Source organism: Haloplanus sp. GDY1, from assembly GCF_023703775.1.
Lineage (GTDB): Archaea > Halobacteriota > Halobacteria > Halobacteriales > Haloferacaceae > Haloplanus > Haloplanus halophilus.
The window spans coordinates 297,526-324,228 of sequence record NZ_CP098514.1; the positions used below are offsets into that span (position 1 = coordinate 297,526).

The window sequence follows — 26,703 nt, forward strand, 5'->3', positions numbered from 1 at the left end:
TCAAGGAGTGACTTTATCAACGGAACGAAACTATGAGGTACGTGACGCGGTCGAGACTTGCACACGCAGGACCCGCTCGTTCGCTGGAATTCGAGCCTCGTCTCCCGGATGCCACACATGTCTGCACAAGAACCTCGTCGTCGCGAACGCTCGCAGCCGGACCGGCTGTCGAAAGACACCATCTTCTCGATGCTGAGCAACCAGCGCCGGCGATACGTGCTCTACTACCTCCACCGGAACCCCGGGACGGTCGAGCTTCGGGACCTCGCCGAACGGATCGCCGCCTGGGAGAACGACGTGTCGGTCGCGGACCTGAACTACAAGCAGCGCAAGCGCGTCTACACGTCGCTCCACCAGACACACCTGCCGAAACTCGACGAGGCCGGCATCGTCGACTACGACCGGGACCGGGGGACGATCAGCCTCGCCGACCGGGCGTCGGAACTCGACGTGTATCTGGAGGTGGTCGGCGAACACGACGTTCCGTGGTGTGACTTCTATCTCGGCCTCTCGGCGGTCGCCCTGCTCTTTCTCCTCGCGGCGTGGCTGGACGTGTTCCCGTTTTCCGCGCTCCCGGATCTGGCCTTCGCCGGCGTCATCGTGATCCTCTTTGTCGTCTCGGCCGGCGCCAACTCGTATCTCGCCCGCCGCAACCGGATCGGCGGCCGCAACACCCCCCTCGACGTGTTCGGCGACGACGATTAGCTCAGCCAGTCGTCCGGTTTCGTGTCGTAGTCGATGTCGTTGGCGGCGATCCGCTCCTCCAGTTCTGGATCCAGGTCGTGGGTCTCGAAGCGGTCGCCGTCGTACCGGATGCGCTTGCCGACCTCGGTCGGCGTCGGTTCGCGGTTACGCCGTCTGGCGATCTCCAGTTCGTGCTCGTCGTACTCCGTGACGATGGTCATGAGGTTGACCGGCCGGCCCCAGAGTTCGTAGGTGCGTTCGAGCACGCGCTTGGCTTGCTCCACGTCGAGGTCGATGCCGTTGTACTGGTGGCCCAGGAGGAGTTCGTTGCGGTTGTCGAAGTTGCCGTCGTAGACGGCGACGGTCGGCTTCCCGAAGTTGGTGAACTGCAGGAGGAGCTTCTTTTTCACGTCCTCGGGGTCGTCCGAGGCGACGCGGAAGTCGCCGGTCGCCTGCGAGAACTCGTAGGTGAAGTAGTCGTTCTCGGTCACGAACTCCTCGGAGAGGAAGGCGTCGATGAAGGTCACGTCGTTGTGGCTCTCCCGGTGTTCGAACATACGCCGCCAGCCGACGCCGTAGTCCACGTCCGCCAGCGCCTCGGCGACGGTGTCGTACTTCGCGTCGTCGAACATGTACCGCGCCAGGCGTTCGAGTTCCGACCGCCGGATCCGACGGAGGAACCCGCGGTTCTGTGGCTTGCACAGCGAGAAGTGCCGTTCGGCCAGCCCCTCGGTCGTGAGCACCTTCCACGGGTAGCGCTCCACGTCCACCTCGCCGGCCCGCGCCCGCTCCAGCGACTCGGCGTCCACCCGCGGATCCTCGGGGTCGAGGTCGGCGAGCGTCTCCGGCGTGATCGTGGCGACCGCCGGGTCGGGCGCCAGCAGGTCCTCGACCTCGTCGAAGTCGATCACGTCGTGGAAGTTCCGCCACGTGACGCCCTCGACCCGCAGGAGGTGATCCGCAACCTCGCGGCGGTTGGTGACGTTCTCGACGTACTCCCAGAGTTCCATCCCGAGTTTGTAGGGGTTGAGGCCGGGCGAGCCGAGGACCCGCGCCATGTGGTCGGCGTAGGTGACGAACTCGTCGGTGCCGGCGAAGTTCTCGTCGCTCATCATCGTCGATTCCCAGAAGGCCGCCCACCCCTCGTTCATCACCTTCGTCATCTTCTGGCCCGCGAAGTAGTACGCCTCCGTCCGCAGGACGTCGAGGACGTCCGTCTGCCAGGGTTCGAACGCCTCGGCCTTGCCCGACTCCTCGTCGAACCGCTTGCCGTGTTCACGGAGGTAGGCCAGCACGTCCGTGTGTGGCTCCTCCAGTTTGGCCGCCGCCCGCTCCGACTCGGCGAGTTCCTCCAGCCACTCCTCGTCGAAGGCCTGCCGGCGCACGTCCTCCGAGACGTCGAGTTCGTCGAGTCGCTCCCGGAGGTCCGTCGGGGCGTCGCGCTCGCGTCGCTCGTCGGCCCGGGCGAACGCCCGGTGCTGGTCGATGGTGTCCTCCAGACAGAGGACGGCGTCGATGAATCGCTCCACCTCGTCGCGGTCGATTTCGGGGTCCTCGACGTACCCTCTGATGGTCTCGGCGTGGCGTTCGAGCATGGCCGCGGCGTCCAGATCGGCGCGCTCGTCGCCCTGGCCGTCGCCGAACAGGCCGAACCACTCGTTGTTGGCGAAGAAGTCGGCGTGGGCCTCGACGTGCGTGATGACCGCCTTCTGGTCGGCCAGCGAGTTCGACTCCTGGAGGAAGGCGTGGGCGGGGTTGTCGTTGTTGACGATTTCGAAGGCCTTCCCCATGCCGAACTGATCCTGTTTGCGCTGGCGGTCGTAGGCCATCCCCCACCGCCAGTGGGGGTAGCGCCGCTGGAACCCGCCGTAGGCGATGAGTTCGTTCATCTCGTCGTGGTCGACGATCCAGTAGTTGACCGGATACGGATCGAGCCCCAGTTTCCGGGCGAGGGCCGCGGCCTCCTCGACCGGTTCGGTCAGCCGGTTCGCTTCCTTCCGTGCGTCGATGCGGTCGTCTCTCATTGGTCCTCCGTGCTCAGGATGTCGTAGATGGCGTCGGTCACGTCCGCCGGGTCGGAGACGTAGGCGACGACGACGGCGCCGTCGTCCTCGAAGGCGCGTTCGACCTCCTCGGCGTGGGTGGCGTTGATCGCCGTCCCCCCGGGCTGGGTCTCGACGTACGCGTGCAGGTTCGCCGGAATCGATTCCATCAGCGGCACGACGTTCTCCCGGGTGTCGTTGCTGGAGTTCTCGGAGTCGCCGGCGGCGAAGACGTAGCGGTTCCACTCAGCCCACGGATAGCGCTCCTCCAGGACCTCCGCGGCGAGTTCGTACGCCGAGGAGATGCGGGTGCCGCCGCCCGAGCGGATGCCGAAGAAGTCCTCGCGTTCGACCTCCCAGGCCTCGGCGTCGTGGGCGATGTAGACGAACTCCGCGCGGTCGTACTTGCCGGTCAGATACCAGTCCAGCGGCGTGAAGGTCCGCTCGACGAGTTCGCGCTTCTGCTCGCGCATGCTTCCGGATACGTCGCGGATGTTCACCACCACCACGTTCTTCTCCGTCTTCTCGATCACCTCGGGGTGGCGGTAGCGCTCGTCCTCGCGGCGGAAGGGCACCTCCCGGAGCCCCTCCCGGCGGATGCGTTCGAGCGTGGTGGTCCGCTCGACGGTCTCGGTCATCTCCTCGAAGCTCTCCCACCGGCCGCGCTCCTCGTCGGGGATCGAGTCCCACTGGTCTTCGATCCACGCGCGGGAGACGAGGACGTTCTCCCCGCGACACCACCGGAACACCTCGCCGGGCGTGGCCCCCGCGACGCGCATCGCCTCGCGGACGAACTCCTCGTCGAAGTCCATCGCCAGCTTCCGCTTCAGCCCCTGTTTGAACAGGCGCTCGAAGTCCAGCGTGCTGTTCGGCCCGGCGCGTGTCAGCTCCGTGAAGTCGCCCTCGACCTCCTCGACGACCTCCTTGCCCTTCGGTTCGAGGTCGAGACCGAGTTCCTCGTCGAGTTCCTCGGCGAACTCCTCGGGGTCCATCTCGTAGTACTCGTGGTCGGCACCCTCCTCGCCGGGGTCGCCGTCCTCGTCGCCCTCGTCGTCGGGTTGGGGCTCGCCGACCGGCTGTCCCACGTCCGGCGTGCCGTCCTGTCCCTGCCCGACGCCGCCGCGGTCCCGGGGGTCGTAGGCGAACTCCGGCAGGTCGACCACCTTGATCGGCACCCGGATGCTCTCGGGGCCGCTCCCGCCGAGGTCACCGTAGCGGATGAACTCTTCCAGGTCCTCGCGGCGCCGCTCGCCGACCTCGCGGAACCGGTCGAGGTCCTCCCTCAGTCCCATCGGTAGCTCACCTCACGCATCACCTTGCGGCCCGTCAACTCCGCCGAGGCGGGCGAGTAGCCGTTCTCGCGGAGGTGCGCGAGCGTGCGTTCCTTGAGCCGTTCGGTCTCCGTCCCCGCGGGCGGGTCGGTCCACTGTGCGGGGTCGAACTCCTCGAACAGCCGCTTCACGTCGCCCCAGTCGTGCGCGTCGAGCACCGCCCGGATGACCGGGATGTCCGCCACGTCGACGTTCTCGATGGCGAAGTCCTCGTCGCGGTTCTCCCACGCGTAGCGGTTGATGGCCGTGATCACCTTCTCGCGGCGGAACTCCTCGACCCGCTCGACGGGCTCCGCGCCGTCGTACGCGCCGGTTCCGAACCGGCCGAGGTGTTCGGTTTCGAACACCTTCATCAACAGCGGATCGGGGTCGACCGCCCCGCGGTCGGTCGCCACCTGATCGTCGTTCGCCCACGCGAAGACGTGTTCGACGTACTCGGCGACCGTCTCCTCGTCGACCCCCTTCTCGGCCAGCAGCGCGTCGAGGACGTCCGCCTCCTGCCGGTCGAAGACGTAGCTTTTGACGACCGCGAGCCGGTTCTCGTACTCGGCGGCCTCGGCCCGCGAGAAGACGGGGGCGTCGCTCAGGCCGTCGGCCATCGCGTCGAGGATGTCGTCCGGCATGACCACCCGCTCGACGGGGAGGCCGTCGTGGTGCCGGTCGGCGTCGGTCTGGAGCAGGTCGGCGACGACGTCGCGCGTGTAGGTGACCGGAATCCCGTGGCTCCCGTCGTCGCCGTCGAACTCGAACTCGTCGGCGTCGACCCGTTCGTCGCCCTCCTGCAGGTAGCCCTGATCGAAGAGCAGGGCCTTCTCGACGAGGCTCCGGTTCCCCGGCACGTCCTCGCCGTCGAGGCGGGTGACGACGCTGTACAGCGCCGCCGCCTCGACGGCGTGGGGGGCGAGTTCCCGCTCGACGACCCCGCCGGTGCCGTCGCGCATCGACAGCGTCAGCCCCTCGCGAACGCGGGATTCGAGGTCCGCGTACCCCTCGGCCTCCCAGACGGCCGTCTCCGCCGTCAGCTCGCGGCGGATCAGCTCCGCCTCCAGGGAGAGGTTGGTGAGGTAGCCGAACTCGTGTTTGTCGAGGCGCCGCTTCAGCGCCTTCAGCGGGTCGCGCCCGTTGCGGTCGGCGTACTTGTCGAGTTCCACGTCGAGGTCGGGGTTCGAGATGATGAGCAACTGCGTGTCGATGTCCATCCCGATGCCCTTGTCCAGTTTCACGCGTCCCTCGTCGGGGACGTTCAGCAGTTTCCGCAGGAGGTCCGCGTGCTGGGAGGCGTCCTCGACGACGGTCAGCAGGCCGTTGCCCTGCGAGAGGACGCCGTCGTAGGAGAAGGCCTGCGGGTTCTTTCGACCTCTGGAGTCGAGTTCGCGGAGCATCCCGGGCATCCACGACCCGACCAGCCGCTCCTTCGGCGAGCCGTCGTCCTCCGAGTGGAGGACGCCGATCCCTCGCCCCACGTCGACGACGTAGTTTTTCACCCGCAGGTGTCGCGGGTCGGTGATGGAGGAAAACAGGTTGGTCCCCCCCGCGCGGCGGTAGCGCTCCTCCAGGTGGTCGTAGGCCTCTCGACAGAACGGGTCGAGGTCGGCGTCGACCCGCGTCGGCAGCGATCCCTCCAGGTCGTCGAGGATCGACTCGCGGACGCCCTCCGGAAACACCGACAGCGGGTGGGACTGGACGGGGCTCTCGTACCAGTCGTCCTCGCGGTCGATCTCGTCGCCGTAGCTCAGCCCCCGCTCCTCGGTGCCGCTGGCGACGTTCCACTCGACGGTGTAGCGACGCCCGGCGTCGGTCTTGGAGTACTCCCGCAACCCGTTGATGAGACACCGCTTGAGCTCCGACTTCCCCGTCGCGGTCGGGCCGTCGAACCAGATGATCTTCTCGCTCTTGCCGCGGTCCGCGGCGATGGTCCGCAGGTCGTCGACGAAGCCGTTGAGCACCTCGGTGTTGCCGAGGATGGCGTGTTCGCCGTCGTTGGCGGGGTCGTCGAAGAAGCGGTAGCGCTCGCGCTCCTCCCCCTCCTCGATGACCGTCCGGGTGCCCATCGACTCGATGGCCTCGAGCAGGTACTTCGGCGCGTGGGAGGCGATGGACGGCTGTTCGATCGCCGCGTCCACGTACTCGGCGAGGCTCATCGGCTCCTCGTAGGCGCCCGAGAGTTCCTCGTCGCCCGCGCGGATGTAGTCGTTCGTCATCCTTCCAGTTCGCTCTTTGCGACCTCCGCACCCGCGAACTCCAGCACCTCGGTGGCTCCCTCGCGGGAGTAACCCTGTTCGATCAGCGCGTCGACCCACGCGCTGCGCTCGTCGTCGTCGAGCTCGTTCGCCGACACCAGCGCCGAGAAGTTGATGTTGTGTTTCTTGTCCTCCCAGAGCTTCCGTTCGAGGGCGCGGCGCAGGCGGTCGTTGTCCTGCGGGTCGAAGCCCTCGCCCTCGCGGGCGCGACGGCTCACCCAGTTGGACACCTCCTGGCGGAAGTCGTCCTTGCGGTCGCTCGGAATCTCCAACTTCTCCTCGACGGAGCGCAGGAACGTCTCGTCCGGCTCCTGCTCCCGGCCGGTGAGTTCGTCGGTGACGGTGGCGTCGTCGATGTACGCCATCACGTGATCCATGTACTTCTCGCCCTGCCGACGGATCTCGTCGACGTCGTACGCGAGTGCGTGGCGCACGTCCTCGATGGCCCGCTCCTTGTACTCCTCGCGGACGAGTTCGAGGTAGCGGTGGTAGCGCTCGACGTTCTCCTCGGGGATCGAACCGTGGTTCTCGAGGTTGCGCTCGAAGTGGGTGAACACCGAGAGCGGCGAGAGGTACCCCCGGTCGCGGTGGGTGGCGTCCATGATGGCCTCCGCGATCTCGTCGCCGATGAACCGCGCGGAGACGCCGTCCATCCCCTCCGCGATGTCGGCCCGCTTCTCGCCCTCCTCGCGGAGTTTCTTGACGTCGACGTCGTCGGCCTCGTCGATCTCGCCGTTGTAGGCCTTGGCCTTCTGGACGAGCGTGACGTTCTCGCCGTCCGGCTCCGTGATGCGGGTGAGGACGCCGAACAACCCCGCCATCTCCATCGCGTGGGGCTCGATGTGCATGTCGGGGACGTCCGCGTTCCGGAGCATCTTCCGGTAGATCTCGGCCTCCTCGCTGTACTCCAGGACGTACGGGAAGTCGATCCGTTTCGTCCTGTCGTTGAAGGCCTCCATCTTCTCGTCGCCCTTCTTGTCCCGGTACTCGGGCATGTTGGTGCGGCCGACGATCACCTGGTCGATGTCGATCCGGGGGTTGTTCTTCGGCTTGATCGTCTGTTCCTGGGAGGCGTGCAGGAAGTCGTAGAGGAACTCCCGCTGGAGTTTCAGCAGTTCCTCGCCGCTGAACAGGCCGCGGTTGGCGTTACAGAACGCCCCGGAGTAGTCGAACGCCCGCGGATCGCTCTCGCCGTAGATGGCGATCTTCGAGTAGTTGACGTCGCCGGTCAACTCCGTCTCGTCCTGGTTTTTCTTGTCCTTGGGTTCGAACGTCTCGATGCACTGGCGCTTGTTCTCCGAGGCGACCAGCCTGACGACCTCGACGTGATTGTCGAGGACGGCCTTCAGGTCGTCGTCGTAGTGGGCCAGCAGCCGATCCATGTAGAACTCGCTCGCGGGGTCGAGCGACTGCTCGTTGCGGATCGTGTAGGGAGCGTCGAGCGCGCCGTTCAGCCGCTCGAGCACCCGGTCGCGCTGTTCCTGTGGGAGGAGGACCAGCGGATCCTGGTTCATGGGCGAGACGACGGTGTCGTCCGCGGGGTCCTGGTCGCGGACGATGTCACAGAGGTTCACCCACTGGAAGGTGTACATCCGGCCGTCGTCGTGCATGGTGTAATCCTCGAAGTACCGACGGACCATCCAGTCGAAGTGCGACTTCCCGGAGCCGACGGGCCCGAGCAACAGTTTGATGCGCTTCTCCGGTCCCAGCCCGCGGGCGCCGCTTTTCACCTTGTTGACGAACTCGTGGATCGACTCGTGGACCTCGCGGCCGTAGAAGGTGTTCTCCCCGTCGTGTAACGGGTCCTCCGAGGCCATGAGATACTCGACGACGCCGGCGTCCTCGTCGTACTCCGTCCCGTAGTAGTCGAACATGTCGGCGACGCGCTGGTGGGCGTTGCGAGCGATCCGCGGATCGTCGTACACCTCGTCCAGATACCAGTCGAAGCGCTTCGCTTCGCGCAGGTCCGCGGGAACCGATTCCTTGTAGTGCTGGCTGAGGTCTTCGAGGGTTTCCTTCGTCATTGTCTCTTCGTGTCTCGGCTCCGGGAGCGTCGCCGAGCGACCTCCGCCGATACCGTGATATGGGTACACGTACCACGACCCGGTAGCGACCACGGGGTGGTCGCAGTGTCGTCGGGAGACGTGGGGGCGGCGGGGGAGTTCGGTCGACGGCTGCTCGGCCCGCTGGTAACCGAGACTATAAACCATGTCAGTAATACACGTACATAAGTCTTGTTGCTAAGGTGGCGGGTTCCCCCACGTCCACGGGGGGCGCGCCCGCTCCGGGGCGCTCGGTCACGGCCGGTACGACGGCGGTCGACCCCGTTCGATCGGGCGTCCACCCGGACGAACGGTGAAGGAGGGTCCCCGGGGACGGTGGCGCCGCCGACGGTCGCCGCCGATCACCGACCTATAGGTTCGTCGGGACGAAGAGACGGACATGACCTTCGAATCGCTCCCCGACGGCTGGACCGTGTGGCACGAGGAACCCGGGGGGCGGGCGATCCTGGCGTACCGTCCGGACGTGTTCGACACCGACGCCTTTCCGGCGCCCTGTCTCCCGACCGTCTACCTCTCGCCGGGGTCGCCCCGGCGCCGCCCGGGGGCCGGCGGGGACGAGGGCTGGACGATCACGCTGTATCTCGAACCCGAAATCGAGGCGCGGACGGGGACGGCCGACAGCCGCGACGACGCCGTCGAGACGGCCGTCGAGTTCGCCCGGGCCTTCGCCGCGGGCGACGTCGACTACCGCGAGGCCTATCAGGTCCCCCGCGAGGCGTACTTCGACCGCCTCGACGACCTGCTCGGTCGCGAGGCTTAACCGCCAGGGACGAGAACCCCCGTCCATGTCCGAGGTCACGCTCATCGGAACGCGCCTCGCGGAGGTGGGCCGCGAGTTCGTCTTCCGCGGCGAATCGAGCGCCTGCGAGGGCTGTCCGTACCGCGGGCAGTGTCTCGACCTCTCCCCCGGTACCCGCTACCGGATCACGGACGTTCGCGAGAACGCCCAGACGCTCGACTGCGCGGTCCACGACGGGGGCGTGCGTGCCGTCGAGGTGGAGCCCGCGTCGGTCCCCGCGAACGTGCCCTCGAAGGTCGCCTACGCGGGTAGCAAGGCGAAACTCGCGGGGTCGTGTCCCTACACGGACTGTCCGAGCCACGCCTACTGCGTCCCCGACGGGGTCGACTTCGACGTCGAGTACCGCATCGACGAGGTGGTCGGGGACCCGCCCCACGACTACTGTATGCTCGACCGGGATCTGACGCTGGTCGAACTCGCACCACGCGAGGAGTGACGGTCCGGGTCGTCCCCGATCACGTCCGCGAGGCGCCCGACCCGCTCCCCCGCGTACCCGAACACGCTCTCGTAGCCCTCGGCCGACATCAGGATGGGGTAGAACGGCTCGTCGGCCACGTGGTCGTCGCCGTCGGCCGACGCGAACGGCACGCCGGCGGGCACGCGTTCGAAGTTCTCGACGAACACCTCGTGTTCCTGGGCCGGCGCCTTCGGCACCCGCCCGGTGAGACGGAATATCGGCACGTCGAGGTCGGGGTCGGGGTCGGGATCGATCCCCGACGACGCGGGCAGGACGTCCGTCGCCACGAGGAACGCGTCGATCAGCCGGCGGGCGTTCTCCGCGGCCGCCTCGGACCACTGGAGCCCACACTCCACCTCGACGGTTCCGGGGTAGTCGATCAGCCGACCGCCGGCGTAGGCGGCCGTCTCCACCACCGCGTCGACGGGCAGGTGCGCACACAGCGCCGCCGTCTCCGGGTCGACGGCGTCGACCAGGGCGAAGGGGTCGGCGTACGACTGCGTCGAGTGCAACGCGAGGGTCGTACAGCCGTCGAGTTCCGCCAGCAGCCTGTCCGCCAGTCGTCGCTCGTGACTCTCCGCCGCCGAGTCCCCGGGGAACGCCCGGTTGAGGTCGTCGTCGAGGTAGCGCACCCCGCGTTGCAGGGCGCGCTCGTTGGCGACGACGAACTTCACCGGACGCTCGAACGCCGGGGGGTCGTCGAGGATCGCCTCCACCGCCCGTGAGCCGCAGGGCTCGTCGCCGTGAACCGCCGCGACGACCGCCACGTCCGGGTCGTCGCCGAACTCTCGTATCCTCATTACAGGCCCCTAGTCGCGGGCGTTGAAGTGCGTTTCCGTCGCGTCACGTCCCACCGCAGGTGTTAGGCCCGTGGCTCGTCTTGGAGCCTCCATGGACGACCACACCCGGGACCACAGCGTCGGGCCGCCGGTCTCCGGCGATCCGACCGGGTGGAGCGCGGCTCGGGGCGAGTCGAACGGCTGGGAACACGGGACGCTCCGACGGGCCGTGGTCCACGGCGTCCGGCTCTACAACGACGGCGCCTTCCACGAGTCGCACGACTGCTTCGAGGACGAGTGGTACAACTACGGGAGCGGAACCACCGAGAGCGCCTTCCTGCACGGGATGGTGCAGGTCGCCGCCGGCGCGTACAAACACGTCGACTTCGAGAACGACGACGGGATGCGCTCGCTGTTCGAGACGGCACTCGAGTACCTCCACGGGGTACCGGGCGACTACTACGGCGTCGACGTCGACGACGTGCGGACGCGGCTCCGGGCGGCGCTCTCGGACCCCGCGGCCGTGGACGGGTGGCGGATCACGCTCGACGGGGGGCGTCCCGAGGCGACCGACGCGGACTACGAGTACGCCGAGCGGCTGGAGTGAGGCGGACCGCCGTCCCGTTCGCTGGCCGTCGCCGATCACACGCTCGTCGGCCGGGCCCAACTCACGGCGATCCGTCGGAGCGGTCGATCACGCACCCGACCGTCGGTACGCCCACGTATTGGGAAAGTTATAACTTCCGAGGTTCGAACACGTCTCACGATGGACGGGACGGCTCCGCCGCCGGTTCGCATCGTCTCCACTCACCGCACTCGACGGTCGGCACGCGCCCCCACTCCGGGGTCGGCCGTCGGCCCACTCGGGGGTGAGCCGTGACCGGATCGCCGGTGGCGGGGCTTCCGATGGTGCCCCTGCAGTCGGCGGGCTCCGTCTTGCTCCTGATGGTGCTCTTCGTAGTCGCGGCGGCGATCGTGGTCGTCTCCGCGGGCACCTCCGGAGACGCGGCCGACGCCGACGGGCTGACGCCGGCCCCGAGCGCGACCGACGAGGACCGCTCGGAGCTGTCGGCGGCGCGGGAGCCCCCGTCGGACGGGGCGTCGTCGGCGCCGGGGCGGACGGAGGGGACGGCGTCCGTGTCCGACGACGGGGCGGCGTCCACGCGCGACGACGGGGCGGTCGGAACCGTCGACGGGGGACTGACGCCACCGCCCGGTGAAATCGACGGGGGGACGACCCCGTCACCGGACGCGGCCGACGGCCGGTCGGATGGCCAGGGGTCCGCGCCGGCATCGAGCGCGACCCCGACGCGGACGGACGTGGACGACCGCCCGGACGTGGACGACCGCCCGGACGTGGACGACCGCCCGGACGTGGACGACCGCCCAGACGTGGACGACCGCCCGGACGTGGACGAACGGACGCCCCCGACCGCGACCGACTCGGGGATCGAGGTCGGCGAAGGGGAGTCCGAGGCGGTCGTGACCGGCGCCGGGGGCGCCGACGGGGACGAGCGCGCACCCGGAGCGACTGGCGGGGAGGAGACGGCCGTCGCCGCGGCTCGGGACGACGAGCGGACGACGCCAGACGACGGCGCGGACCCGCTCGACGACACGCGGACCGCCGTCGCCGCCGACCTCGATCCGGCCGACGTGTCGACGCTGGTGGATCGGCTGGCGGACGGCACGGACCTCGATCAGGCGGTCCGCCTCCTCGGAGCCGCCGGTCGAGAGCGCCCCGAGTTGCTCGACCGCACCGACGCGGTCGACCGACTGCGGGACCTCCGGCTCGACCCCGATCCGGCCGTGAGTCGGGCGGCCAGGGAGGCGCTCGACGCCATGCAGGACCGGTCCGCCCCGTGAGACCCGTGGCCGCGACTACCGGACGTCCGCGTCGGCGTACGAGAGCGCGCCGTAGACGGCCGCGACGACCACCGCGCCCGTCCGGTCGGCGGCGTGTTCGCGCACCTCCAGCCGTTCCTCGTCCTCCCAGTGCCAGTCCCGCAGTCGGCGGGCGTCCGCGAGTTTCTCCCGGAGGTCCGACCGGACGGCCGCCGCCGATCCCGCGGTGCTCTCCATCATCACCCCGCCCTCCTCGGCGCGGATCCAACCCAGACCGGCGGCGACGGTTTCGTTCGACTGCGCCGTCTCGGCGGCCGCGAGCACGGTTCCGACGGGCGCGCCGACGCCGTAGTCGGCCTCGCTCCGGCCGGGGCGGACGACCGACCGCTCGGGCGGGACGATCGAGGAGTAGGTGACGAGGTTGTAGTTGTGGATCCCGGCGTCCGCGAGCGCCGCGTCGAACGCGCTCAGCGGCGTCGTGGCGTCGCCGCGGCCCCAGACGACCTCGATGGCGTCGCTCATACCGACGCTTCGGTATCGGGGGGTGAAAGGGGTTGCCGTCCCCGTCGTCGGTCGGCGCCCCCGCCGTCGGTCGGGGGGACTTTAACGCCCCCCGACTGACGCGTACGCATGGTACTCAGAGCAGTCGACGGCGTCGAACCGACGGTTCACGAGGACGCCTACGTCGACGACGCGGCGGTCGTCGTCGGCGACGTGACCGTCGAGCGCGACGCCTCGGTCTGGCCGAACGCCACGCTCCGGGGGGACCAGCCCATCGTGATCAGCGAGGGAGCCAACGTCCAGGACAACGCCGTCTGTCACGAGGACGCGGTCGTCGGCCCCTACGCCACCGTCGGTCACACGGCCATCGTCCACGCGGCGACCGTCGAGGAGCGCGGACTGGTCGGGATGGGGGCGGTCGTCCTCGACGACGCGACGGTCGGCGAGGGCGCCATCGTCGCGGCCGGGAGCGTCGTCACCGAGGGGACCGAGGTCCCGCCGGAGACGCTCGTCGCGGGGACGCCCGCCGACGTCATCAAGGAGATTCCCGACTCGTCGTGGTCGGAGGCGGCCGACCGCTACGTCGAGAAGGCCGACGTCTACGCCGAGACGTCGACCGTCGTCGACGAGGACTGACCGCTCAGCGCAGGTCGGCGGTCAGTTCGATGTTCGGGCCGGCGAGCGCCTTCGACACCGGGCAGTTGTTCTTGGCGTCGATGGCGTACTCGCGGAACTCCGCCTCGGAGGCGTCGGGGACGGTCCCCTCGGCCACGAGTTCGATCTCGTCGATGGTGAGGTCGCCGGCGTCGAGGTGGACGCTCGCCTCGGCGTCGATGCGCTCGGGCGTGAAGCCGTCCTCCGCGAGGGCGTTCGCGAGCGCCATGGCGAAACAGCCCGCCTCGGCGGCGCCGATCAGTTCCTCGGGGTTCGTCCCCTCGGCGTCCTCGAACCGGGAGCCGAACGAGTAGGGTCCCTCGTACGCGCCGCTGCCGAGGGCGACCGTCCCGCCGCCCGTCTGCAAGTCGCCTTCCCACGTCGCTTCCGCGGTTCTGGTTGGCATGGCGTCCCGCCCCTACTCCCGGTCGACTCAAGTTAGTTTCCCTCACCCCTCGCCGATCATCCGATCCTCGTCCTCCCACTCCTGGGACCGGAGTTCGTACTTCTGGACCTTTCCCGTCGCCGTCGTGGGGAGGGAGACGACGAACTCGATCCGCTTGACGGCCTTGAAGCCCGCGAGGTGGTCGCGGGTGAACTCGATCAGTTCCTCGGCGGTGACCCCCGGGTCGTTCGGGTCGCCGCTCTCGGGGACCACGAAGGCCTTCGGCTCCTCGCCCCACCGCTCGCTCGGCGCGGGGATGACCGCCACGTCCGACACCGCCGGGTGCTCGAACAGCGTGTCCTCCAGTTCGATGCTGGAGATGTTCTCCCCGCCGCTGATGATGATGTCCTTTTTCCGGTCCTGGATGGCGATCATGCCGTTCTCGTCGACCGTCGCCAGGTCGCCCATGTGGTAGTAGCCCTCGGCGCGTTCGCTGAAGGCCTCCTCGGTCGCCTCGGGTTTCTCCCAGTAGCCCTCCATCACCTGGTTGCCGCGGACGACCACCTCCCCGATGGTCTCGTCGTCCCGGGGCACGTCCTCGCCGTCCTCGTCGACGACGCGGATTTCGGTGCCGAGGAAGCCGAGCCCCTGTCGCTTCTTGACCGCGAAGCGGTCGGCGCTGTCGTCGTCGAAGAAGCGCCGGGCGTCGGAGGTGGTGACCAGCGGACCGGTTTCGGTGGCGCCGTAGACGTGGGTGAGATACCAGCCGAACTCGTCCTCGACGGTGCGGATGGTGGCCTCCGGCGGCGCCGACCCCGCGGTGGCGATGCGCACGTCGTTGTCGCCGCTCGTCGCCACGTCGGCGTCGCGGTAGTAGTCGCTCAGCATGTTCAGCACCGTCGGCGCGCCACAGAGGTAGGAGACGTCCTCCTCGACGACGGTGTCGAAGATCCACTCGGCGTCGATCCCGCGGGTGCAGACGTGTTTCGCGCCCATGCCCGTGATCGCGAAGATGTGCCCCCAGCCGTTGACGTGGAACATCGGGAGCGTCCAGAGGTAGACGTCGTCGTCCGAGATGTCCTGGTGGATCGTCGTCAGGTAGGCGTGGAGCGTCTCACACCGGTGGGTGCGCATCACGCCCTTGGGGTCGCCGGTCGTCCCCGAAGTGTAGTTGATGGTGATGACCTCGTCCTCGCTCATCTCCGGGCGGTCGTAGTCGCTCTCCGCCGCCGCCAGCAGGTCCTCGAAGTCCTCCCAGTCGCCGTCGACGGCCTCGGGGTCGTTCGTGACGAACGTCTCCGTCGGCACGTCGTCGCGGACGGCCTCCACCTTTCCGGCGTACTCGTGGTCGGCGTAGATGGCGTCGACGTCCGCGTCCCCGAGGATGTACTCGAAGTCCTCGGGTGTCAGACGGTAGTTGAGCGGCGTGTGGATGGCGCCGAGTTGCATGATCCCGTAGGCCGCCTCGAGGTGGAAGTGCGTGTTCGGATCGAGGACTGCCACTCGGTCGCCCTTCTCGATGCCGCGGCTCTGGAGGGCGGCGGCGAACCGATCCGCCCGCGCGCCGAGCTCGTCGTACGTGTACCGTTCGCCCGTCGTCGCGACCACCGCCTCGTGGTCGCCGTAGTAGTCCCGGGCTCTGTCGAGAAAGTCGGTCACCAGGAGCGGTTTCTGCATGACGAGAAGGTGTCCGCGCGAGTCTATAATTGTTTTTGTGTACACACCGGAACGGCCATCCGACACCGATCACTGATACCGTGTGACAGTTACCCACAGATTCAAGTCGATCGGGTCCGGAGTGGGCGACGTCCGGCCCGGATCGACCGACGACGAGGTGGTCCGGGCGACCGAGCCATGAACGATACGAGCGACACCCACGGATCACGATTGGACCGCGCACAGCGTCGGCAGCTGCGAGACCTCGGCTGGCGGTGGCTGGGCCGCCGGCGAGCCAAGCGCCCCCGGTCGATCAGCCGGCGGCACCTCGTCGACGCCGACGTGGACGACCAGGGGACCCTCGTCGACCTGGAGGCGCGCCTCTAGGGCGCGCCCGCGACGACGAACAGGGAGTCCTCTTCGGCGTCGAGTCGCCGGGTCGCCCCGGGGTCGACGCGCAGGGCGTCCCCCGCCGACATCGACACCGTCTCCCCCTCGACCGTCGCCGTCGCCGCCCCCTCGACCAGGACGTACACCTCCTCCTGACCGTCGTCCTCGTGGTCGTGGGGTTTGCCGCTCCAGCCCGCCTCGACGTCGAGCACCGAGACGCCGAGGTTCGAACAGTCGAGCGCGTCGCGCAGGAAGTGGAGACCGCCACCGACCGGGTCGACGTCCTCGTAATCGACGAGCGTGTGTGCCATGGAGGAGCGTTGGGTCGGCGACGACAAAAGTCCGCCGTCGGCAGCCCTCACTCCGGCGGCGACTCCGAGTCGGACGCGCCCTCCACCAGGTCGACGAGTTCGGCCTGTTCCTCCCGGGTACCAACCGCGACGAGCAGATCCTCCGCGTCGAGTTCGGTCTCGGGCGGCGGGTTCGAGATGGTCCGCTCCCCCCGCTGGATGGCGATGATGGAGGTCCCCGTCTCGCTCCGGATCCGCGACTCCGCGAGCGTCTTGCCCGCGACCGGCGAGGACGGCGTCACCTCCACCCACTCGATGATGGCCTCGCCGAGGGGCACCGAGAGGGACTCCACGTCGACGGACTCGAAGTACGCCCCCTCGAGGATGGAGCCGAGTCGGTTGGCCTGTTCGCCCTTCAGGTCGAGGATCTTCTCGCCGTCGGCGTCGGGGCCGTCCCGACGAAAGAGCTCACAGCGGCCGTCGTGGTGGACGACCACCACCACGCTTCGCTCGCCCGTGAGTTCGAGTTCGAACTTGCGGCCGACGCCGGGCACCTCCGACTCGTACACCCGCATACCGACACTCCGCCCCCTCGATGCCTAAACCTGTCGTCGGGTCGAGCCGCCGTCGTCACGTCGGCCGGTCCCCCGTCGCGTCAGCTCCCCACCGACGGCAGCAGCCGTTCGAGCCGATCCGAGGCCCCCATCAGCGTCGTGCCCAGCGTACTCATGACGAGGACGTACCCGACCGCCACCGCGTAGATGGTCCGTGCCGTCTCCGGGGGCAGCGTCGTCCCCGCGCCCGCGAGCGCGACTGCGGCGATGATCAGCGAGAACTCCCCGCGCGTGACCATCGCCAGCCCCACCCGGAGCGACCGGCGGTCGTCGAGGCCGTACACCCGGCCGCCGTAGAAGCCGCTCGCGAGTTTCGTGGGGGCCGTCACCGCGACGACGACGGCGATCACGTCGAGTGCGCCGACGATCACGAACGGGTCGGTGACGAGGCCGATCCAGAAGAAGAAGACGGCGGCGAAGGTGTCCCGGAGGGAGGAAAGCGACGCCTCCAGGTCGTGGACGTACTCCGTCGCGCTGAAGGCCATCCCGACGAAGAAGGCGGCGACCGCCTCGCTGACGCCGACGGCGAGTGCCGCCCCCGCCAGCAGGACCGTCACCGCCACCGCACGCAGGACGAAATACTCCGAGGAGGGGGTGTCGAGCAGGCGCTCGAAAAAGCGCGTCCCCAGGGCCGCGAGGGCGACGAGCAGGAGGATGAACCCGAGCGCGAGGCCGATGGACCGGGCCGCCGCCTCCACGTTCCCCCCGCCGATAACCAGCGCCGAGACGACGGCGAGGTAGACCGCGATCACGAGGTCCTCGAAGACGAGGACGCCGAGCAGCGGCGAACTCTCGGGATTGGCGATCCACCCCAGATCGAGCAACGACTTGGTGATGACGGCGCTGGAGGAGATGTAGACGATCCCCGCCACCAACAGCGCGGGCAGGAGGCCGCCGAAGAGCACGAGGCCGAGCGCCAGCCCGACCCCGAAGTTGACGACGAAGTCGGCCACGCCCGCCGCGCCGATCCGGGCACGGTCCGCGAGCAGCCTGTCGAGGTTGAACTCCAGGCCGAGGAAAAAGAGGAGGAAGACGATGCCGAGTTCGGCGCCGACGGTCACGAACTCGCCCGCCGAGACGGCGGGCAGGCCGACCCGGCCGAGGACGAACTCGTTCAGTCCGATCCCCGCGACGATGTAGAAGGGGATCGGCGAGAGGTTCGCGCGAGCGGCGAGCACGCCCACGGCCCCGATGGCCGCGAACATCACCCCGACTTCGAGCAGCGCCGTCTCAGCCATCCACGCGCCCCCCTTCCGTCGGCACTCCGAGCCGTCCCGACGTCGTCCGGGCCCCGGCGCCCGGGAACGCGGTACCGGTGCGGTGCCGGCTTCGCTTCGACCCGCCGGCGGACGCCGTCTCCATGCGTACACTCGAACCGGCCCTCCCGTATCAATCTCCCGTCGACCGCCGGCGCGGCGACTCTCAAAGAGCCGTTTGTGTCTTCACGAAGGCTTTGTGGTCCCGGGACGGAGCCCGATCCGTGATGCAACGACACGCACTCCTCACCGTGGGACTCGCAGTCCTGCTCGTGATCGCCGGCTGTTCGGCCGGGACCTCCTCGCCCGCCGCGACGGCCGACTCGCCGACGACCCCGGACTCCGACAGCACCATCGAGGTCGCCGGCACCGGCAGCGCCGACGCCGAACCGAACCAGGCAGTCGTCCGGGTGTCCGTCGTCGCGACCGGCGACACCGCCGCGACCGCCCGCGAGCGACTCGCCGCCAACACCTCGCGGATGCGCTCCGCCCTCCGCGAGGCCGGCGTCGACGAGGATCGGATCGTCACGCAGCGATACGACATCTACCAGGATCGGCGCCGACCGCCCGAGGAGGGCGCCGAACCCCGGATCCAGTACCGCGCCTCGCACTCCTTCGAGATCACCGTGACCGACCCCGGCCGCGTGGGCGGCGTCGTCGACACCGCCGTCGCGAACGGTGCCACCGAAATCGACGACGTGACCTTCACGCTCTCCACCGAGCGCCGTCGCGAACTCGAACGCCGGGCCCGGAGTGCCGCGATGGCCGACGCGCGGGCGAAGGCGGAGTCGCTCGCGGCCGACGCCGACCTCTCCGTCACCGGCGTGAACGTGATCCAGACGACCGAGGCCGGCGTTCCCCGGCCCGTGGACGAGGCCGCCTACATGACCGCGACGCCCGCCGCCACCGGCGCCCCGCCGACGGACATCGAATCGGGGCCGGTCACCGTGCGGACGACCGTTCGGGTGGTGTACGAGGCGGGACCCGAGGGGAACGCGACGGGCGAGTGAGCCGTTTCCCCGACCCGCTCCCACTCGCCCGAGGTCCCCCCGTCGCTGCGGTCCTCCGGAACGAGGAGGGCATTCGTTTGGGTTGTTGATTATCCGGGGGACAGGTCGTTATATCCGGTTAGCGGGAGATGGTCGATACGGGGGGACGGGTGCCTCTGACATATGGCTACAGAGCCCAACTCCCCGATTTTGCGAGCCGAGATGGGTGCGACCGGAACGATGTCTCGTGTGGACGGACGACCCCGACGATCCCACTTCCGACGAGGACGACCCCGCGAGCACCATTACAGCGGCCTTGGGAAACGATGTGCCGGCAGTCACATCCAGCGCACCCTGGATCACTACAGCCCCGCCCATAGCAGCGAGGGCAACCCAGTGCCAGCGCTCCGGCGGCATGGGCCAGCGTGTCGAGCGGCGTTCTGGTCGCGCTCCCGAGCATCCCCTCGTCGACTCCCGGTCCTTCATCGGCGCTCGCGTCGGAGCCGGCGTCGACGGTCCCCGACCGATCGCGTCCCGGTGAGCGGTGCTTCTAACGTGCCGGGGCGAATCCACGGTAGCCGAGAAGGATGCCCCGGAACGACCTGACACCCGAACAGCGGGCCGCGATGGAGCGAGCGGCGGAGGAGCCACGTAGCGGTGACGTGGACGACCTGCGCACGCTCGGCTCGCTACTCGCTCACTCCGAGCCGGTGATCCGCAAGCGCGGACTCGTCGCGATGAACGCGATTCTCGATGAGGCTCCGTCCCTCGAACTCGACGCCAGCGCCGAGTCACTGCTGTCGCTACTGGCCGACGCACTCGACGACGACCTGGTGAAGGTTCGGACAGCCGCGGCGGTCGTCACCGCCCGCCTCGCTACCGTGGCCCCCGCTCAGGCGTCCGCTGCCGTCGGCCTGATTCGGGAGTTATTCGACGCCGAGTTGGCCCGGGTTCGGCACGGGGCGATCAGGGGGCTCTCCGTGCTCGCCGCCGACGCCCCCGACACCGCCGCCGTGACAGCGATCGAGGCTCTCGTCGACCGGATCGATGTCGAACCGGAGAGGGCCGGGACCGTCCCGGCGAAAGGACTGGTGACGGTCGCCCAGGCGGCACCCGAACGGCGATCGGTCGTGGCCCGGGCGCTCGAACCGACGCCGTCGCGGGGGTGGACCGAGTCGACGCGGACGGACTGTCTCGGTGCTCTGGGGACCCTCGGGACGATCGACGCGGCAGCGGCCCGCGAGGCTCGGCGTCGCCTCCGGCCGGCGCTCGCCGACGAGTCATCCGCGGTCCGTCGGGCAGCCGTGGACGCGCTCGGGACATCGGCGACCGCGGCACCCGAGCACGCCCCGCCGGCGCTCCGGACCCTTCGACTCGTGCTCCTCGACGAGGCCACCGACGTGCGTACCGAGGCTGTCGCGGCGCTCGGGGAGATCGCGGCGACCGACGCGGCCGGGGCCACTACGGCCCTCGCCACGCTCGGAACGGCACTGGAGTCGAATCCGGCTGACGAGGTCCGCCGGACGGCTGCCGCGACCCTCGCGACGATCGAGGTACCGGGCCCGGACGACCTCGACGTGGAGCGCTCCATATCGCGAAGTCCCAGTCCACCGGCGCCGACCATCGGGGCGGTAGCCGACGACCGGCTCGCCGACGCCGGCATCGTCGGCGCGCTCTCGGCGGTGCTCACCGACCACCATCACGACGTGCGCACGTACGCTGCCGAGGGATTGACGGGGGTCGCCGCGGCAGCCCCCGAACAGGCGGTACCAGCCGTCGGGGCGCTCGGGGACAGTTTGGCGAGTGAGGTCCGTGACGGGGACCCCCCCGAACCACCAGCCGTGGGGGATCCAGTGAACCCCGAACAGCCGCTGGCGGCGGCAGCCGCGTCCGCCCTCCGGAGGGTCGCCGCCGAGCATCCCCGGGCGGTCGCACCCGCCGTCGACGCGCTCGTCGCGGCGCTCGACGCCGACGATGCTGTCACCGTCATCGACGCGGCGCGGGCCATCGAGCGTCTGGGCGAGGCGGCTCCCGGCCAAGTCGGCCCGGCCATCGAGCCGCTGGCTCGACTCGCGGAGCAGCCACCGTCCGAGTCCGTGGAGGAGGCGACCCGCGAGACACTCACGACGATCGGCAACGCCGAGCCGGCACCGGGGGCGACGCGGTCGTCCGTTCCGGCTGCCGCTCGCGAGCGACTCGGCGTGCCGAGACAGGTGTGGCGGACCCCGGTTCGGAGGCCCGTTCCGGGCGGGTTGGCCGTCACCGGAGGGCGGGCCTGCGTCGCGACCGACGGCGGCGACCTGCTGGGGGTGGACGCGGACAGCGGCGAGTCCGAATGGCGGCGGGAACTGGACCCGACGGAGCCGTCCGCGGTCACCGCGGCCGCGGGGCCGTTCCTGGTCGGCTGTCGGGACGGGCGGGTGGTGGCCGTGGCCCCCGAGAGTGGTACGACCCGGTGGGTGTTCGATCCCGACGACCGGGCGGCGCCCGACACCCGACTCGCCGCCGCTGGCGGCACCGTCGCCGTCTGGAACGGGGCCGGCGTCCTGTACGGAATCGACGCGGCCGGGGGCACCGTCCGATGGCGGTCCGCGTTCGATCACGACGGGAAGGCGTTCCCGACCGTGGCCGACGACACCGTCTACCTCGGAACCGGAGGTGGACGACTGGTGGCGGTCGACGCAGCGAGTGGCGCGGAGGAGTGGCGGCACGACCTCGGGGAGCCGGTGGGATCGCCGCCCGCATACGCCGGGGGCACGGTCTCCCTCGGGACGGTCGCCGGAACGGTGGTCGCTCTGGCCGGGGACGATGGCACGTCGCGCTGGCGGACGGAGTTCGACGACGCCGTCGATGTCTCCCCCGCGGTCGCGGACGGGGCGGTCTACGTCGGATGTGGCGCGGCTGGCCTCCACGCGCTCGACGCGGCTACGGGCGAGCCACGGTGGCGGGTGCAACCGGGCGGGCGGGTCGTCAGTCAGCCCGCAGTCGGCACTACCGGCGTGTACGTCGGCACCGACGAGGGCGTGTACGCGGTCGGCGCGGAGGACGGGGAGCGGCGATGGTCCCTCGGCACTGACGGAACAGCTGTCGTCGGCCTGACCGTCTCCGACGGACCCGTCTACGCGGCGACCTGGGACGGTTCCCTGTACGCGCTCGCGGAGGCGGGCGGCGAACGGAGGTCGGCATCGGCATCACGGTGACCTCCCGGCACGACTCCGCACGACGATTGTCGGAATTCGTCTGTGAGGCCGGGACCGGCACCGGGAGCGGGCACCATCCGAATCGCTATACCCGCTCGGCGACCTGAATCGGTCGTCGGTCGACGATTCGGATCGCTCGTAACCCCTCTGGATCCGGCGATCGACCCGTATCGAGGGAGTCACTCCCGGAAGCAGCTCCCGTCGAAAAACCGGCACTGAGTGTCGCGAATTCACCCGTCTGTTTAAACGGGACTCGACGCTCTCCAGACGAGGTATCTTCGCGTTCCAGAGCTACCCTTGTGGGATTGTAGCACCACATTAAGCCAAAAGCGGTGTGTGATTCGTTCGAGGAAGCAAATGACCCAGAGAACCTAATCACACTCTGTCGCGAATGTCATGCCGAGAAGGAGAACGTCGACTGGCTCTAACCGACCTTTCACCGCCGACCGGCGTAAGTTAGATGCGTCTGTATGCAGTCTGCATACACATGAGTACGTCCATTCGAGTCTCGGACGACACAAAAGAGATGCTGGAGAGCCTGAAGCGTGATGACGAGACGTTTGATGAGCTTCTCGAACGACTCGCACAGAGCGAGAAACCCATCAACGTCGGCGCGTGGAGTGAAGAGGAAGCCGACCGCGCACGGGAGGCTGTGGAGCGTTCTCGGGAGAGTTTCGAACGGTGACCTTCCTCGATTCCTCCGTTATCGTCGACATGCTCGAAGGCGTCCCGGATGTCGTCGAGTACGTCGAAGACCGCGGGCAGCCCTACCTTACGTCGTCGCTCTGCGTCTTCGAGGTGATCGACGGGGAAGTCGGCTCGGGAGAACCCGATGTTGTCGGCGTTCGGCAGGAGTTCGGTGGCGTTCGCTCACTTGACCTGAACGAGCGGATCGCCATGGAGGCCGGCCGGATGCAAGACAGGCTGCTGGACGACGGCGAACGAATGGCTGCCCGCGACCTCCTGATCGCCGCGACTGCGCGGTCCACGGGAGATGAACTCATCGTCGCCGACAGCGACTTCGAAACCAGACACCTATCCGACGTGATGGACGTGACGAACCTCCGCGCTGAAGACTGAGAACGGCGCCAGTTGGAAACCTGTTCCAGAGCTACCCCTGTGGGATTGTAGCATGTCGTGTCACCTCGGAAGCCGCCGTCGCCGCGGAATACCATCGGAGTTGAGTTGGCATAGAGGGCAGGACGGATCTCACCAGTAGTTCCGATCTTTCGTCGCAGTAACGGATATGGAATCAGACGCTCCTCAATGAGGAACCAGCCACTTACATCCATACTGACGCAGTTGACAAATGATTAGCGCGATATCGCGTACCGTACGTTTATTGTCATTTCGCTTATTTCACTGGATGTAACTCGCATACGGCATGGGGGGCACCACCGAGACGGTAGGAAATCGCGGGTGCAAATATTGCCGGACGTTGGCGGTTGAGCGGCGCTTGGAGAGTGGTTTCTTTAAAATGAACTCTACGCCGTCCGTCCAATCCGCTGACCACCGAAGGTGGATGGACTCGCCGGCATTGTGAACCACGGGAAGACGGTCGCCTCGCTCCGCTCGGCGCTCCGACTTCCCTGATTAAAATCCCGGCTCGACCATTCTCACTCCCTCGTAAAACTCGGTCACTCCGATGGACTCGCCGGGATTTGAACCCGGGGCCTCTCCCATGCCAAGGGAGTGATCTACCCCTGATCTACGAGCCCGCGTCGCATCGAACCGTACCGCGGTCCGGATAATAAGGCCTTCGGATCGGCCGTCGCGTTCGAGACGCCGTCGCACGGGCGCGTTGGTGTCGAATCCCCGCGGATTCGAAACCGTTTAGTGCGCGACCGTAAAGGGTCAGACGGGAACGGCACGACCGCAAATCCGACTCGCCCGCAGGGCTTGGGATTGCGGTAGTGCGTGTACCGGCAGCCGCCGGTCACGGATACGCTTCTGCGGTCTGTGCGGTTCCAATCAATCTATGGCACGAATGCACACCCGCCGCCGTGGCTCGTCCGGTTCGGACAAGCCGGTGGCAGACGACCCTCCGGAGTGGAGCGACGTAGACGAGGAAGAGATCGAAGCGCGCGTGGTCGAACTCGCCGAGCAGGGGCACGACCCGAGCGTCATCGGGATGAAACTGCGTGACGAGGGCGTGAAGGGGACGCCGATCCCCGACGTGAAGTTGGCGACGGGCCGGAAGATCACGGAGATCCTGGAGGCCCACGACGCCGCGCCGGAGCTGCCCGAGGACCTGCGCAACCTGATGGAGCGGGCGATTCGCCTGCGCGAGCACATGGACGAGAACCCCCAGGACCACCAGAACAAGCGCGCGCTCCAGAACACGGAGTCGAAGATCCGTCGCCTGGTGGACTACTACCGCGGCGACGCGCTGGACGAGGACTTCACCTACAGTTACGACGTCGCCGTCGAACTGCTGGAGGAGTAGATGTCCACCGCGCCCGCCACCGTCGAGGACGCCGACGCCGGCGAACTCGCCGCCGCGGTCCGCGAGGCCCCCTTCGTCGGGGTCGTCGCGGCCGCGGACGGCGATTCGCTGGCCGCCAGCGGCGTCCTCGCGCGGGCGCTCGGGGAGCGATCCACCCCGTTCCAGGTGCGCGTCGATCCGGTGCCCGACCCGCTGCCGGGCGACGGCGACGACCTCGTCGTCGGCCTCGGCGTGGGCGGGGGTGACCTCTCACTCGCCGGCGACGACCGGCCGGTGAGCGTCGGGGCCGCGGCGGCGGCGCGCGAACTCGGCGTCGACCCCGATCCGGTTCTGGCGCTCGCCGGCGTCGCCGCCGCGGGCCGCCCCGTCGGCGACGCGGCGTCGCTGCTGGAATCCGCGGAGCGACGAACCGCGGTCGAGCGCCGACCGGGTGTGGCGATTCCGACGCCCGATCCGGCGGACGGGCTCGCACACTCGACGCTGGTCTCGGCGTCGCCGTCCGGAGATCCCGAAGCGGCCGAGGCGACGCTCGCGGACCTGGGCGTGTCGGCGGAGCCGAGCGACGAGGAGCGTCGCCGCCTCGCCTCGTGGCTGGCGGTCGAGGCGTCGGCGTCGTCGGCGCGGGCCGCCGAGGCGGTCGAGCGGGCGCTCCACCCGTACGCGACCCCCGACGGTCGGTTCGCGACGGTCGGCGGCTTCGGCGACGCCCTCGACGCGGCCGCGCGCGAGCGGCCGGGGTCGGGCGTCGCCCTCGCCATCCGCGACGGCGACGCGGCGCGGGTGGCGACCCTCGACGCCTGGCGGGCCCACGGTCGTGCGGTCCACGGAGCGCTCGCGGACGCGACGACGGGCCGATACGACGGCGTCTTCGTCGCCCGCGTCGAGGAGGGTAATCCGGGACGACTCGGGACGGTCGCTCGACTCTGTCGGGACTTTCGATCGCCGGAACCCGTCGCCCTGGCCGTCGGAGACGACGCGGCCGCGGCGGCGAGTACGGCGGACGCCGCCCTGGACCGGGCGATGGCCGAGGCGGTGCGAGCGGTCGACGCGGACGGACGCAGCGTCGGTGGCTCCCGGCGGGCGACGGCGCGGTTCGGCGGTGCGGTCGAAGTATCGCGGTTGATCACGGCGTTCAGGGAGGCGCTGGAATGAGACGCGCCTGCGTGGAGACGACCCACGACGACGCCTCGACGGTGGCGGCCGCACTCCGGCCGGACAACACGCCGTCGATGTCGACGAGCGTGGCGGACGACGTCGTCCGCACGGTCGTCGAGCGCGAGACTGCGGGCGGTCTGCAGTCGACCGTGGACGACTACGTGGTGAACCTGACGGTCGCGGAGACCGTCGCACGAACGGCACGCGAACACGGACACAACCATGAGTGAACGCTCAGTATCCAAGCAGAAACGCGGCAAGCGCTGGTACACCATCTTCGCCCCGGAGCAGTACGACCGGGCGGAACTCGGCCAGACGGTTGCCGACGAACCGGAGAAGATCATCGGACGAACCATCGAGACGACCCTCGGCGAACTCAACGACGACGCCGGGGCGAACAACACCAAGCTCACGTTCAAGATCACGGACGTGGGGTCGGACTCCGCCTACACGGAGTTCGTGAAGCACGAACTCACGCGGGATTACCTGCGGAGCCTCGTGCGCCGCGGCGCCTCGAAGATCGACGCGACCGTGACGGTCCTGACGACGGACGACTACCGCGTTCGCGTCCAGCCCGTCGCGTTCACGACGAAGAAGGCCGACCGCAGCCAGGAGCAGGCCATCCGGCGGGTCATGATCGACCTCGTCGAGGAGGCGGCGGCCGAGCGCGACTTCGAGTCCTTCGTCGAGAGCTGTGTCGAGGGGCGCCTCTCCTCGGCCATCTACGGCGAGGCCAAGACCATCTACCCGCTTCGCCGGGTCGAGGTCCAGAAGCTCACCCTCGAAGCGCGACCCGAGGAGGTCGCCGCGGAAGAGGAGGCGGCGGTCGACGTCGACGAGGAAGACGTCGCCGTCGACGAGGACTGAGGTCCGAGCCGCGATCTTTTTCGACGGGCGCCGCGACCGCGTAGCCGAACGCTTATCGCCGAC

General features: G+C 68.8%; 27 protein-coding genes and 1 tRNA gene. 16 read left to right on the plus strand and 12 right to left on the minus strand.

The genetic code is table 11. The annotated features are described in order from the left end of the window. The first annotated feature begins 117 nt into the window (after positions 1–117). Positions 118–705: a DUF7344 domain-containing protein gene (locus NBT67_RS01645; RefSeq protein WP_251343082.1), complete on the plus strand. Its 588-nt coding sequence runs from the start codon at positions 118–120 to the stop codon at positions 703–705. On the opposite strand, the gene NBT67_RS01650 is transcribed toward NBT67_RS01645, so the two are convergent. From NBT67_RS01650 to NBT67_RS01665, 4 genes are read right to left on the minus strand one after another with little or no spacing between them, the layout of a single operon-like run. Continuing rightward, positions 702–2,708, minus strand: a complete 2,007-nt coding sequence (locus tag NBT67_RS01650) for a SpoVR family protein (RefSeq protein ID WP_251343083.1) — start codon at positions 2,706–2,708, stop codon at positions 702–704. The two genes, NBT67_RS01645 and NBT67_RS01650, sit on opposite strands and share 4 nt — an antisense overlap. Continuing rightward, positions 2,705–4,018 (minus strand): YeaH/YhbH family protein, encoded by a 1,314-nt coding sequence (locus NBT67_RS01655; RefSeq protein WP_251343084.1) that lies wholly within the window; start codon positions 4,016–4,018, stop codon positions 2,705–2,707. Before NBT67_RS01655 ends, NBT67_RS01650 begins: the two co-directional genes overlap by 4 nt. Continuing rightward, positions 4,009–6,258 (minus strand): PrkA family serine protein kinase, encoded by a 2,250-nt coding sequence (locus NBT67_RS01660; protein ID WP_251343085.1) that lies wholly within the window; start codon positions 6,256–6,258, stop codon positions 4,009–4,011. Before NBT67_RS01660 ends, NBT67_RS01655 begins: the two co-directional genes overlap by 10 nt. Continuing rightward, the gene (locus tag NBT67_RS01665) at positions 6,255–8,321 is read right to left on the minus strand and encodes a PrkA family serine protein kinase (RefSeq protein WP_251343086.1); all 2,067 of its coding nucleotides are present in this window, start codon (positions 8,319–8,321) and stop codon (positions 6,255–6,257) included. The genes NBT67_RS01660 and NBT67_RS01665 overlap by 4 nt, the downstream gene beginning before the upstream one ends. A gap of 418 nt (positions 8,322–8,739) precedes the next feature. Between NBT67_RS01665 and NBT67_RS01670 the strand changes: the two genes are divergently transcribed. Together NBT67_RS01670 and NBT67_RS01675 are read left to right on the plus strand one after the other, a co-directional pair. Continuing rightward, positions 8,740–9,120, plus strand: coding sequence for a DUF5820 family protein (locus tag NBT67_RS01670; RefSeq protein WP_251343087.1), 381 nt, complete (start codon positions 8,740–8,742; stop codon positions 9,118–9,120). Positions 9,121–9,145: 25 nt separating this feature from the next. Beyond that, a complete protein-coding gene (locus tag NBT67_RS01675; RefSeq protein WP_251343088.1) occupies positions 9,146–9,595 on the plus strand; it encodes a UPF0179 family protein in 450 nt (149 codons plus the stop codon). Here the strand turns inward: NBT67_RS01675 and NBT67_RS01680 are convergent. After that, positions 9,538–10,416 carry a M14 family metallopeptidase gene (locus NBT67_RS01680; RefSeq protein ID WP_251343089.1) on the minus strand — a complete coding sequence of 293 codons (879 nt, stop codon included), beginning with the start codon at positions 10,414–10,416 and terminating at the stop codon, positions 9,538–9,540. The genes NBT67_RS01675 and NBT67_RS01680 overlap by 58 nt on opposite strands. Before the next feature lie 91 nt (positions 10,417–10,507). On the opposite strand from NBT67_RS01680, the gene NBT67_RS01685 reads away from it, so the two are divergent. Further along, positions 10,508–11,002: a DUF309 domain-containing protein gene (locus tag NBT67_RS01685; protein ID WP_251343090.1), complete on the plus strand. Its 495-nt coding sequence runs from the start codon at positions 10,508–10,510 to the stop codon at positions 11,000–11,002. Between the two features lie 269 nt (positions 11,003–11,271). Continuing rightward, the gene (locus NBT67_RS01690) at positions 11,272–12,258 is read left to right on the plus strand and encodes a hypothetical protein (protein ID WP_251343091.1); all 987 of its coding nucleotides are present in this window, start codon (positions 11,272–11,274) and stop codon (positions 12,256–12,258) included. Positions 12,259–12,273: 15 nt separating this feature from the next. Here the strand turns inward: NBT67_RS01690 and NBT67_RS01695 are convergent, their stop codons facing one another. Beyond that, a complete protein-coding gene (locus NBT67_RS01695; protein WP_251343092.1) occupies positions 12,274–12,759 on the minus strand; it encodes a pyruvoyl-dependent arginine decarboxylase in 486 nt (161 codons plus the stop codon). 108 nt (positions 12,760–12,867) lie between these two features. Between NBT67_RS01695 and NBT67_RS01700 the strand changes: the two genes are divergently transcribed. Beyond that, positions 12,868–13,374, plus strand: coding sequence for a gamma carbonic anhydrase family protein (locus NBT67_RS01700; protein WP_251343093.1), 507 nt, complete (start codon positions 12,868–12,870; stop codon positions 13,372–13,374). 4 nt (positions 13,375–13,378) lie between these two features. On the opposite strand, the gene NBT67_RS01705 is transcribed toward NBT67_RS01700, so the two are convergent. Both NBT67_RS01705 and NBT67_RS01710 read right to left on the minus strand, forming a co-directional pair. Further along, positions 13,379–13,798, minus strand: a complete 420-nt coding sequence (locus tag NBT67_RS01705) for an OsmC family peroxiredoxin (protein ID WP_251343094.1) — start codon at positions 13,796–13,798, stop codon at positions 13,379–13,381. A 42-nt stretch (positions 13,799–13,840) separates the two neighbouring features. Continuing rightward, positions 13,841–15,454 (minus strand): long-chain-fatty-acid--CoA ligase, encoded by a 1,614-nt coding sequence (locus NBT67_RS01710; RefSeq protein ID WP_251343095.1) that lies wholly within the window; start codon positions 15,452–15,454, stop codon positions 13,841–13,843. Positions 15,455–15,631: 177 nt separating this feature from the next. On the opposite strand from NBT67_RS01710, the gene NBT67_RS01715 reads away from it, so the two are divergent. Next, positions 15,632–15,820, plus strand: a complete 189-nt coding sequence (locus tag NBT67_RS01715) for a hypothetical protein (RefSeq protein WP_251343096.1) — start codon at positions 15,632–15,634, stop codon at positions 15,818–15,820. Here the strand turns inward: NBT67_RS01715 and NBT67_RS01720 are convergent. The 3 genes from NBT67_RS01720 to NBT67_RS01730 all read right to left on the minus strand — a co-directional run bounded on the left by NBT67_RS01720 (position 15,817) and on the right by NBT67_RS01730 (position 17,965). Further along, positions 15,817–16,134 (minus strand): cupin domain-containing protein, encoded by a 318-nt coding sequence (locus tag NBT67_RS01720; RefSeq protein ID WP_251343097.1) that lies wholly within the window; start codon positions 16,132–16,134, stop codon positions 15,817–15,819. The two genes, NBT67_RS01715 and NBT67_RS01720, sit on opposite strands and share 4 nt — an antisense overlap. 47 nt (positions 16,135–16,181) lie before the next feature. Then, positions 16,182–16,688, minus strand: a complete 507-nt coding sequence (locus NBT67_RS01725) for a cation:proton antiporter regulatory subunit (protein ID WP_251343098.1) — start codon at positions 16,686–16,688, stop codon at positions 16,182–16,184. 80 nt (positions 16,689–16,768) lie between these two features. Continuing rightward, positions 16,769–17,965 (minus strand): cation:proton antiporter, encoded by a 1,197-nt coding sequence (locus tag NBT67_RS01730; RefSeq protein ID WP_251343099.1) that lies wholly within the window; start codon positions 17,963–17,965, stop codon positions 16,769–16,771. 245 nt (positions 17,966–18,210) lie between these two features. On the opposite strand from NBT67_RS01730, the gene NBT67_RS01735 reads away from it, so the two are divergent. From NBT67_RS01735 to NBT67_RS01750, 5 genes are all read left to right on the plus strand, one after another. Further along, the gene (locus NBT67_RS01735; protein ID WP_251343100.1) at positions 18,211–18,993 is read left to right on the plus strand and encodes an SIMPL domain-containing protein; all 783 of its coding nucleotides are present in this window, start codon (positions 18,211–18,213) and stop codon (positions 18,991–18,993) included. 566 nt (positions 18,994–19,559) lie between these two features. Then, a complete protein-coding gene (locus tag NBT67_RS01740; RefSeq protein WP_251343101.1) occupies positions 19,560–22,172 on the plus strand; it encodes an outer membrane protein assembly factor BamB family protein in 2,613 nt (870 codons plus the stop codon). 317 nt (positions 22,173–22,489) lie between these two features. After that, positions 22,490–22,600 (plus strand): HNH endonuclease, encoded by a 111-nt coding sequence (locus NBT67_RS18135; RefSeq protein ID WP_425498928.1) that lies wholly within the window; start codon positions 22,490–22,492, stop codon positions 22,598–22,600. Positions 22,601–22,659: 59 nt separating this feature from the next. After that, a complete protein-coding gene (locus NBT67_RS01745; RefSeq protein ID WP_251343102.1) occupies positions 22,660–22,857 on the plus strand; it encodes an antitoxin VapB family protein in 198 nt (65 codons plus the stop codon). Further along, positions 22,854–23,252, plus strand: coding sequence for a PIN domain-containing protein (locus NBT67_RS01750; RefSeq protein ID WP_251343103.1), 399 nt, complete (start codon positions 22,854–22,856; stop codon positions 23,250–23,252). The genes NBT67_RS01745 and NBT67_RS01750 overlap by 4 nt, the downstream gene beginning before the upstream one ends. 566 nt (positions 23,253–23,818) lie before the next feature. On the opposite strand, the gene NBT67_RS01755 is transcribed toward NBT67_RS01750, so the two are convergent. Further along, positions 23,819–23,890, minus strand: a tRNA-Ala gene (locus tag NBT67_RS01755). A 260-nt stretch (positions 23,891–24,150) separates the two neighbouring features. On the opposite strand from NBT67_RS01755, the gene NBT67_RS01760 reads away from it, so the two are divergent. The 4 genes from NBT67_RS01760 to NBT67_RS01775 are packed head-to-tail and all read left to right on the plus strand — an operon-like array spanning position 24,151 to position 26,640. Next, positions 24,151–24,618: a 30S ribosomal protein S15 gene (locus NBT67_RS01760; RefSeq protein ID WP_251343104.1), complete on the plus strand. Its 468-nt coding sequence runs from the start codon at positions 24,151–24,153 to the stop codon at positions 24,616–24,618. Beyond that, positions 24,619–25,770, plus strand: coding sequence for an exonuclease RecJ (locus tag NBT67_RS01765; RefSeq protein ID WP_251343105.1), 1,152 nt, complete (start codon positions 24,619–24,621; stop codon positions 25,768–25,770). Beyond that, entirely contained in the window at positions 25,767–26,003 is a 237-nt protein-coding gene (locus tag NBT67_RS01770) for a KEOPS complex subunit Pcc1 (RefSeq protein WP_251343106.1), read from the plus strand. Before NBT67_RS01765 ends, NBT67_RS01770 begins: the two co-directional genes overlap by 4 nt. Further along, positions 25,996–26,640: a 30S ribosomal protein S3ae gene (locus NBT67_RS01775; protein WP_251343107.1), complete on the plus strand. Its 645-nt coding sequence runs from the start codon at positions 25,996–25,998 to the stop codon at positions 26,638–26,640. Before NBT67_RS01770 ends, NBT67_RS01775 begins: the two co-directional genes overlap by 8 nt. Positions 26,641–26,703: the final 63 nt, after the last annotated feature.

Bases quoted from the DNA above. Each gene is read 5' to 3' on its own strand.
- NBT67_RS01670 (WP_251343087.1), top strand. From the start codon at position 8,740: ATGACCTTCGAATCGCTCCCCGACGGCTGGACCGTGTGGCACGAGGAA.
- NBT67_RS01700 (WP_251343093.1), top strand. From the start codon at position 12,868: ATGGTACTCAGAGCAGTCGACGGCGTCGAACCGACGGTTCACGAGGAC.
- NBT67_RS01645 (WP_251343082.1), top strand. From the start codon at position 118: ATGTCTGCACAAGAACCTCGTCGTCGCGAACGCTCGCAGCCGGACCGG.
- NBT67_RS01705 (WP_251343094.1), bottom strand. From the start codon at position 13,798: ATGCCAACCAGAACCGCGGAAGCGACGTGGGAAGGCGACTTGCAGACG.
- NBT67_RS01655 (WP_251343084.1), bottom strand. From the start codon at position 4,018: ATGGGACTGAGGGAGGACCTCGACCGGTTCCGCGAGGTCGGCGAGCGG.
- NBT67_RS01765 (WP_251343105.1), top strand. From the start codon at position 24,619: ATGTCCACCGCGCCCGCCACCGTCGAGGACGCCGACGCCGGCGAACTC.
- NBT67_RS01745 (WP_251343102.1), top strand. From the start codon at position 22,660: ATGAGTACGTCCATTCGAGTCTCGGACGACACAAAAGAGATGCTGGAG.
- NBT67_RS01660 (WP_251343085.1), bottom strand. From the start codon at position 6,258: ATGACGAACGACTACATCCGCGCGGGCGACGAGGAACTCTCGGGCGCC.
- NBT67_RS01650 (WP_251343083.1), bottom strand. From the start codon at position 2,708: ATGAGAGACGACCGCATCGACGCACGGAAGGAAGCGAACCGGCTGACC.
- NBT67_RS01735 (WP_251343100.1), top strand. From the start codon at position 18,211: ATGCAACGACACGCACTCCTCACCGTGGGACTCGCAGTCCTGCTCGTG.
- NBT67_RS01760 (WP_251343104.1), top strand. From the start codon at position 24,151: ATGGCACGAATGCACACCCGCCGCCGTGGCTCGTCCGGTTCGGACAAG.
- NBT67_RS01680 (WP_251343089.1), bottom strand. From the start codon at position 10,416: ATGAGGATACGAGAGTTCGGCGACGACCCGGACGTGGCGGTCGTCGCG.
- NBT67_RS01730 (WP_251343099.1), bottom strand. From the start codon at position 17,965: ATGGCTGAGACGGCGCTGCTCGAAGTCGGGGTGATGTTCGCGGCCATC.
- NBT67_RS01715 (WP_251343096.1), top strand. From the start codon at position 15,632: ATGAACGATACGAGCGACACCCACGGATCACGATTGGACCGCGCACAG.
- NBT67_RS01665 (WP_251343086.1), bottom strand. From the start codon at position 8,321: ATGACGAAGGAAACCCTCGAAGACCTCAGCCAGCACTACAAGGAATCG.
- NBT67_RS01695 (WP_251343092.1), bottom strand. From the start codon at position 12,759: ATGAGCGACGCCATCGAGGTCGTCTGGGGCCGCGGCGACGCCACGACG.
- NBT67_RS01775 (WP_251343107.1), top strand. From the start codon at position 25,996: ATGAGTGAACGCTCAGTATCCAAGCAGAAACGCGGCAAGCGCTGGTAC.
- NBT67_RS01720 (WP_251343097.1), bottom strand. From the start codon at position 16,134: ATGGCACACACGCTCGTCGATTACGAGGACGTCGACCCGGTCGGTGGC.
- NBT67_RS01675 (WP_251343088.1), top strand. From the start codon at position 9,146: ATGTCCGAGGTCACGCTCATCGGAACGCGCCTCGCGGAGGTGGGCCGC.
- NBT67_RS01725 (WP_251343098.1), bottom strand. From the start codon at position 16,688: ATGCGGGTGTACGAGTCGGAGGTGCCCGGCGTCGGCCGCAAGTTCGAA.
- NBT67_RS01685 (WP_251343090.1), top strand. From the start codon at position 10,508: ATGGACGACCACACCCGGGACCACAGCGTCGGGCCGCCGGTCTCCGGC.
- NBT67_RS01710 (WP_251343095.1), bottom strand. From the start codon at position 15,454: ATGCAGAAACCGCTCCTGGTGACCGACTTTCTCGACAGAGCCCGGGAC.
- NBT67_RS01740 (WP_251343101.1), top strand. From the start codon at position 19,560: ATGCCCCGGAACGACCTGACACCCGAACAGCGGGCCGCGATGGAGCGA.
- NBT67_RS01770 (WP_251343106.1), top strand. From the start codon at position 25,767: ATGAGACGCGCCTGCGTGGAGACGACCCACGACGACGCCTCGACGGTG.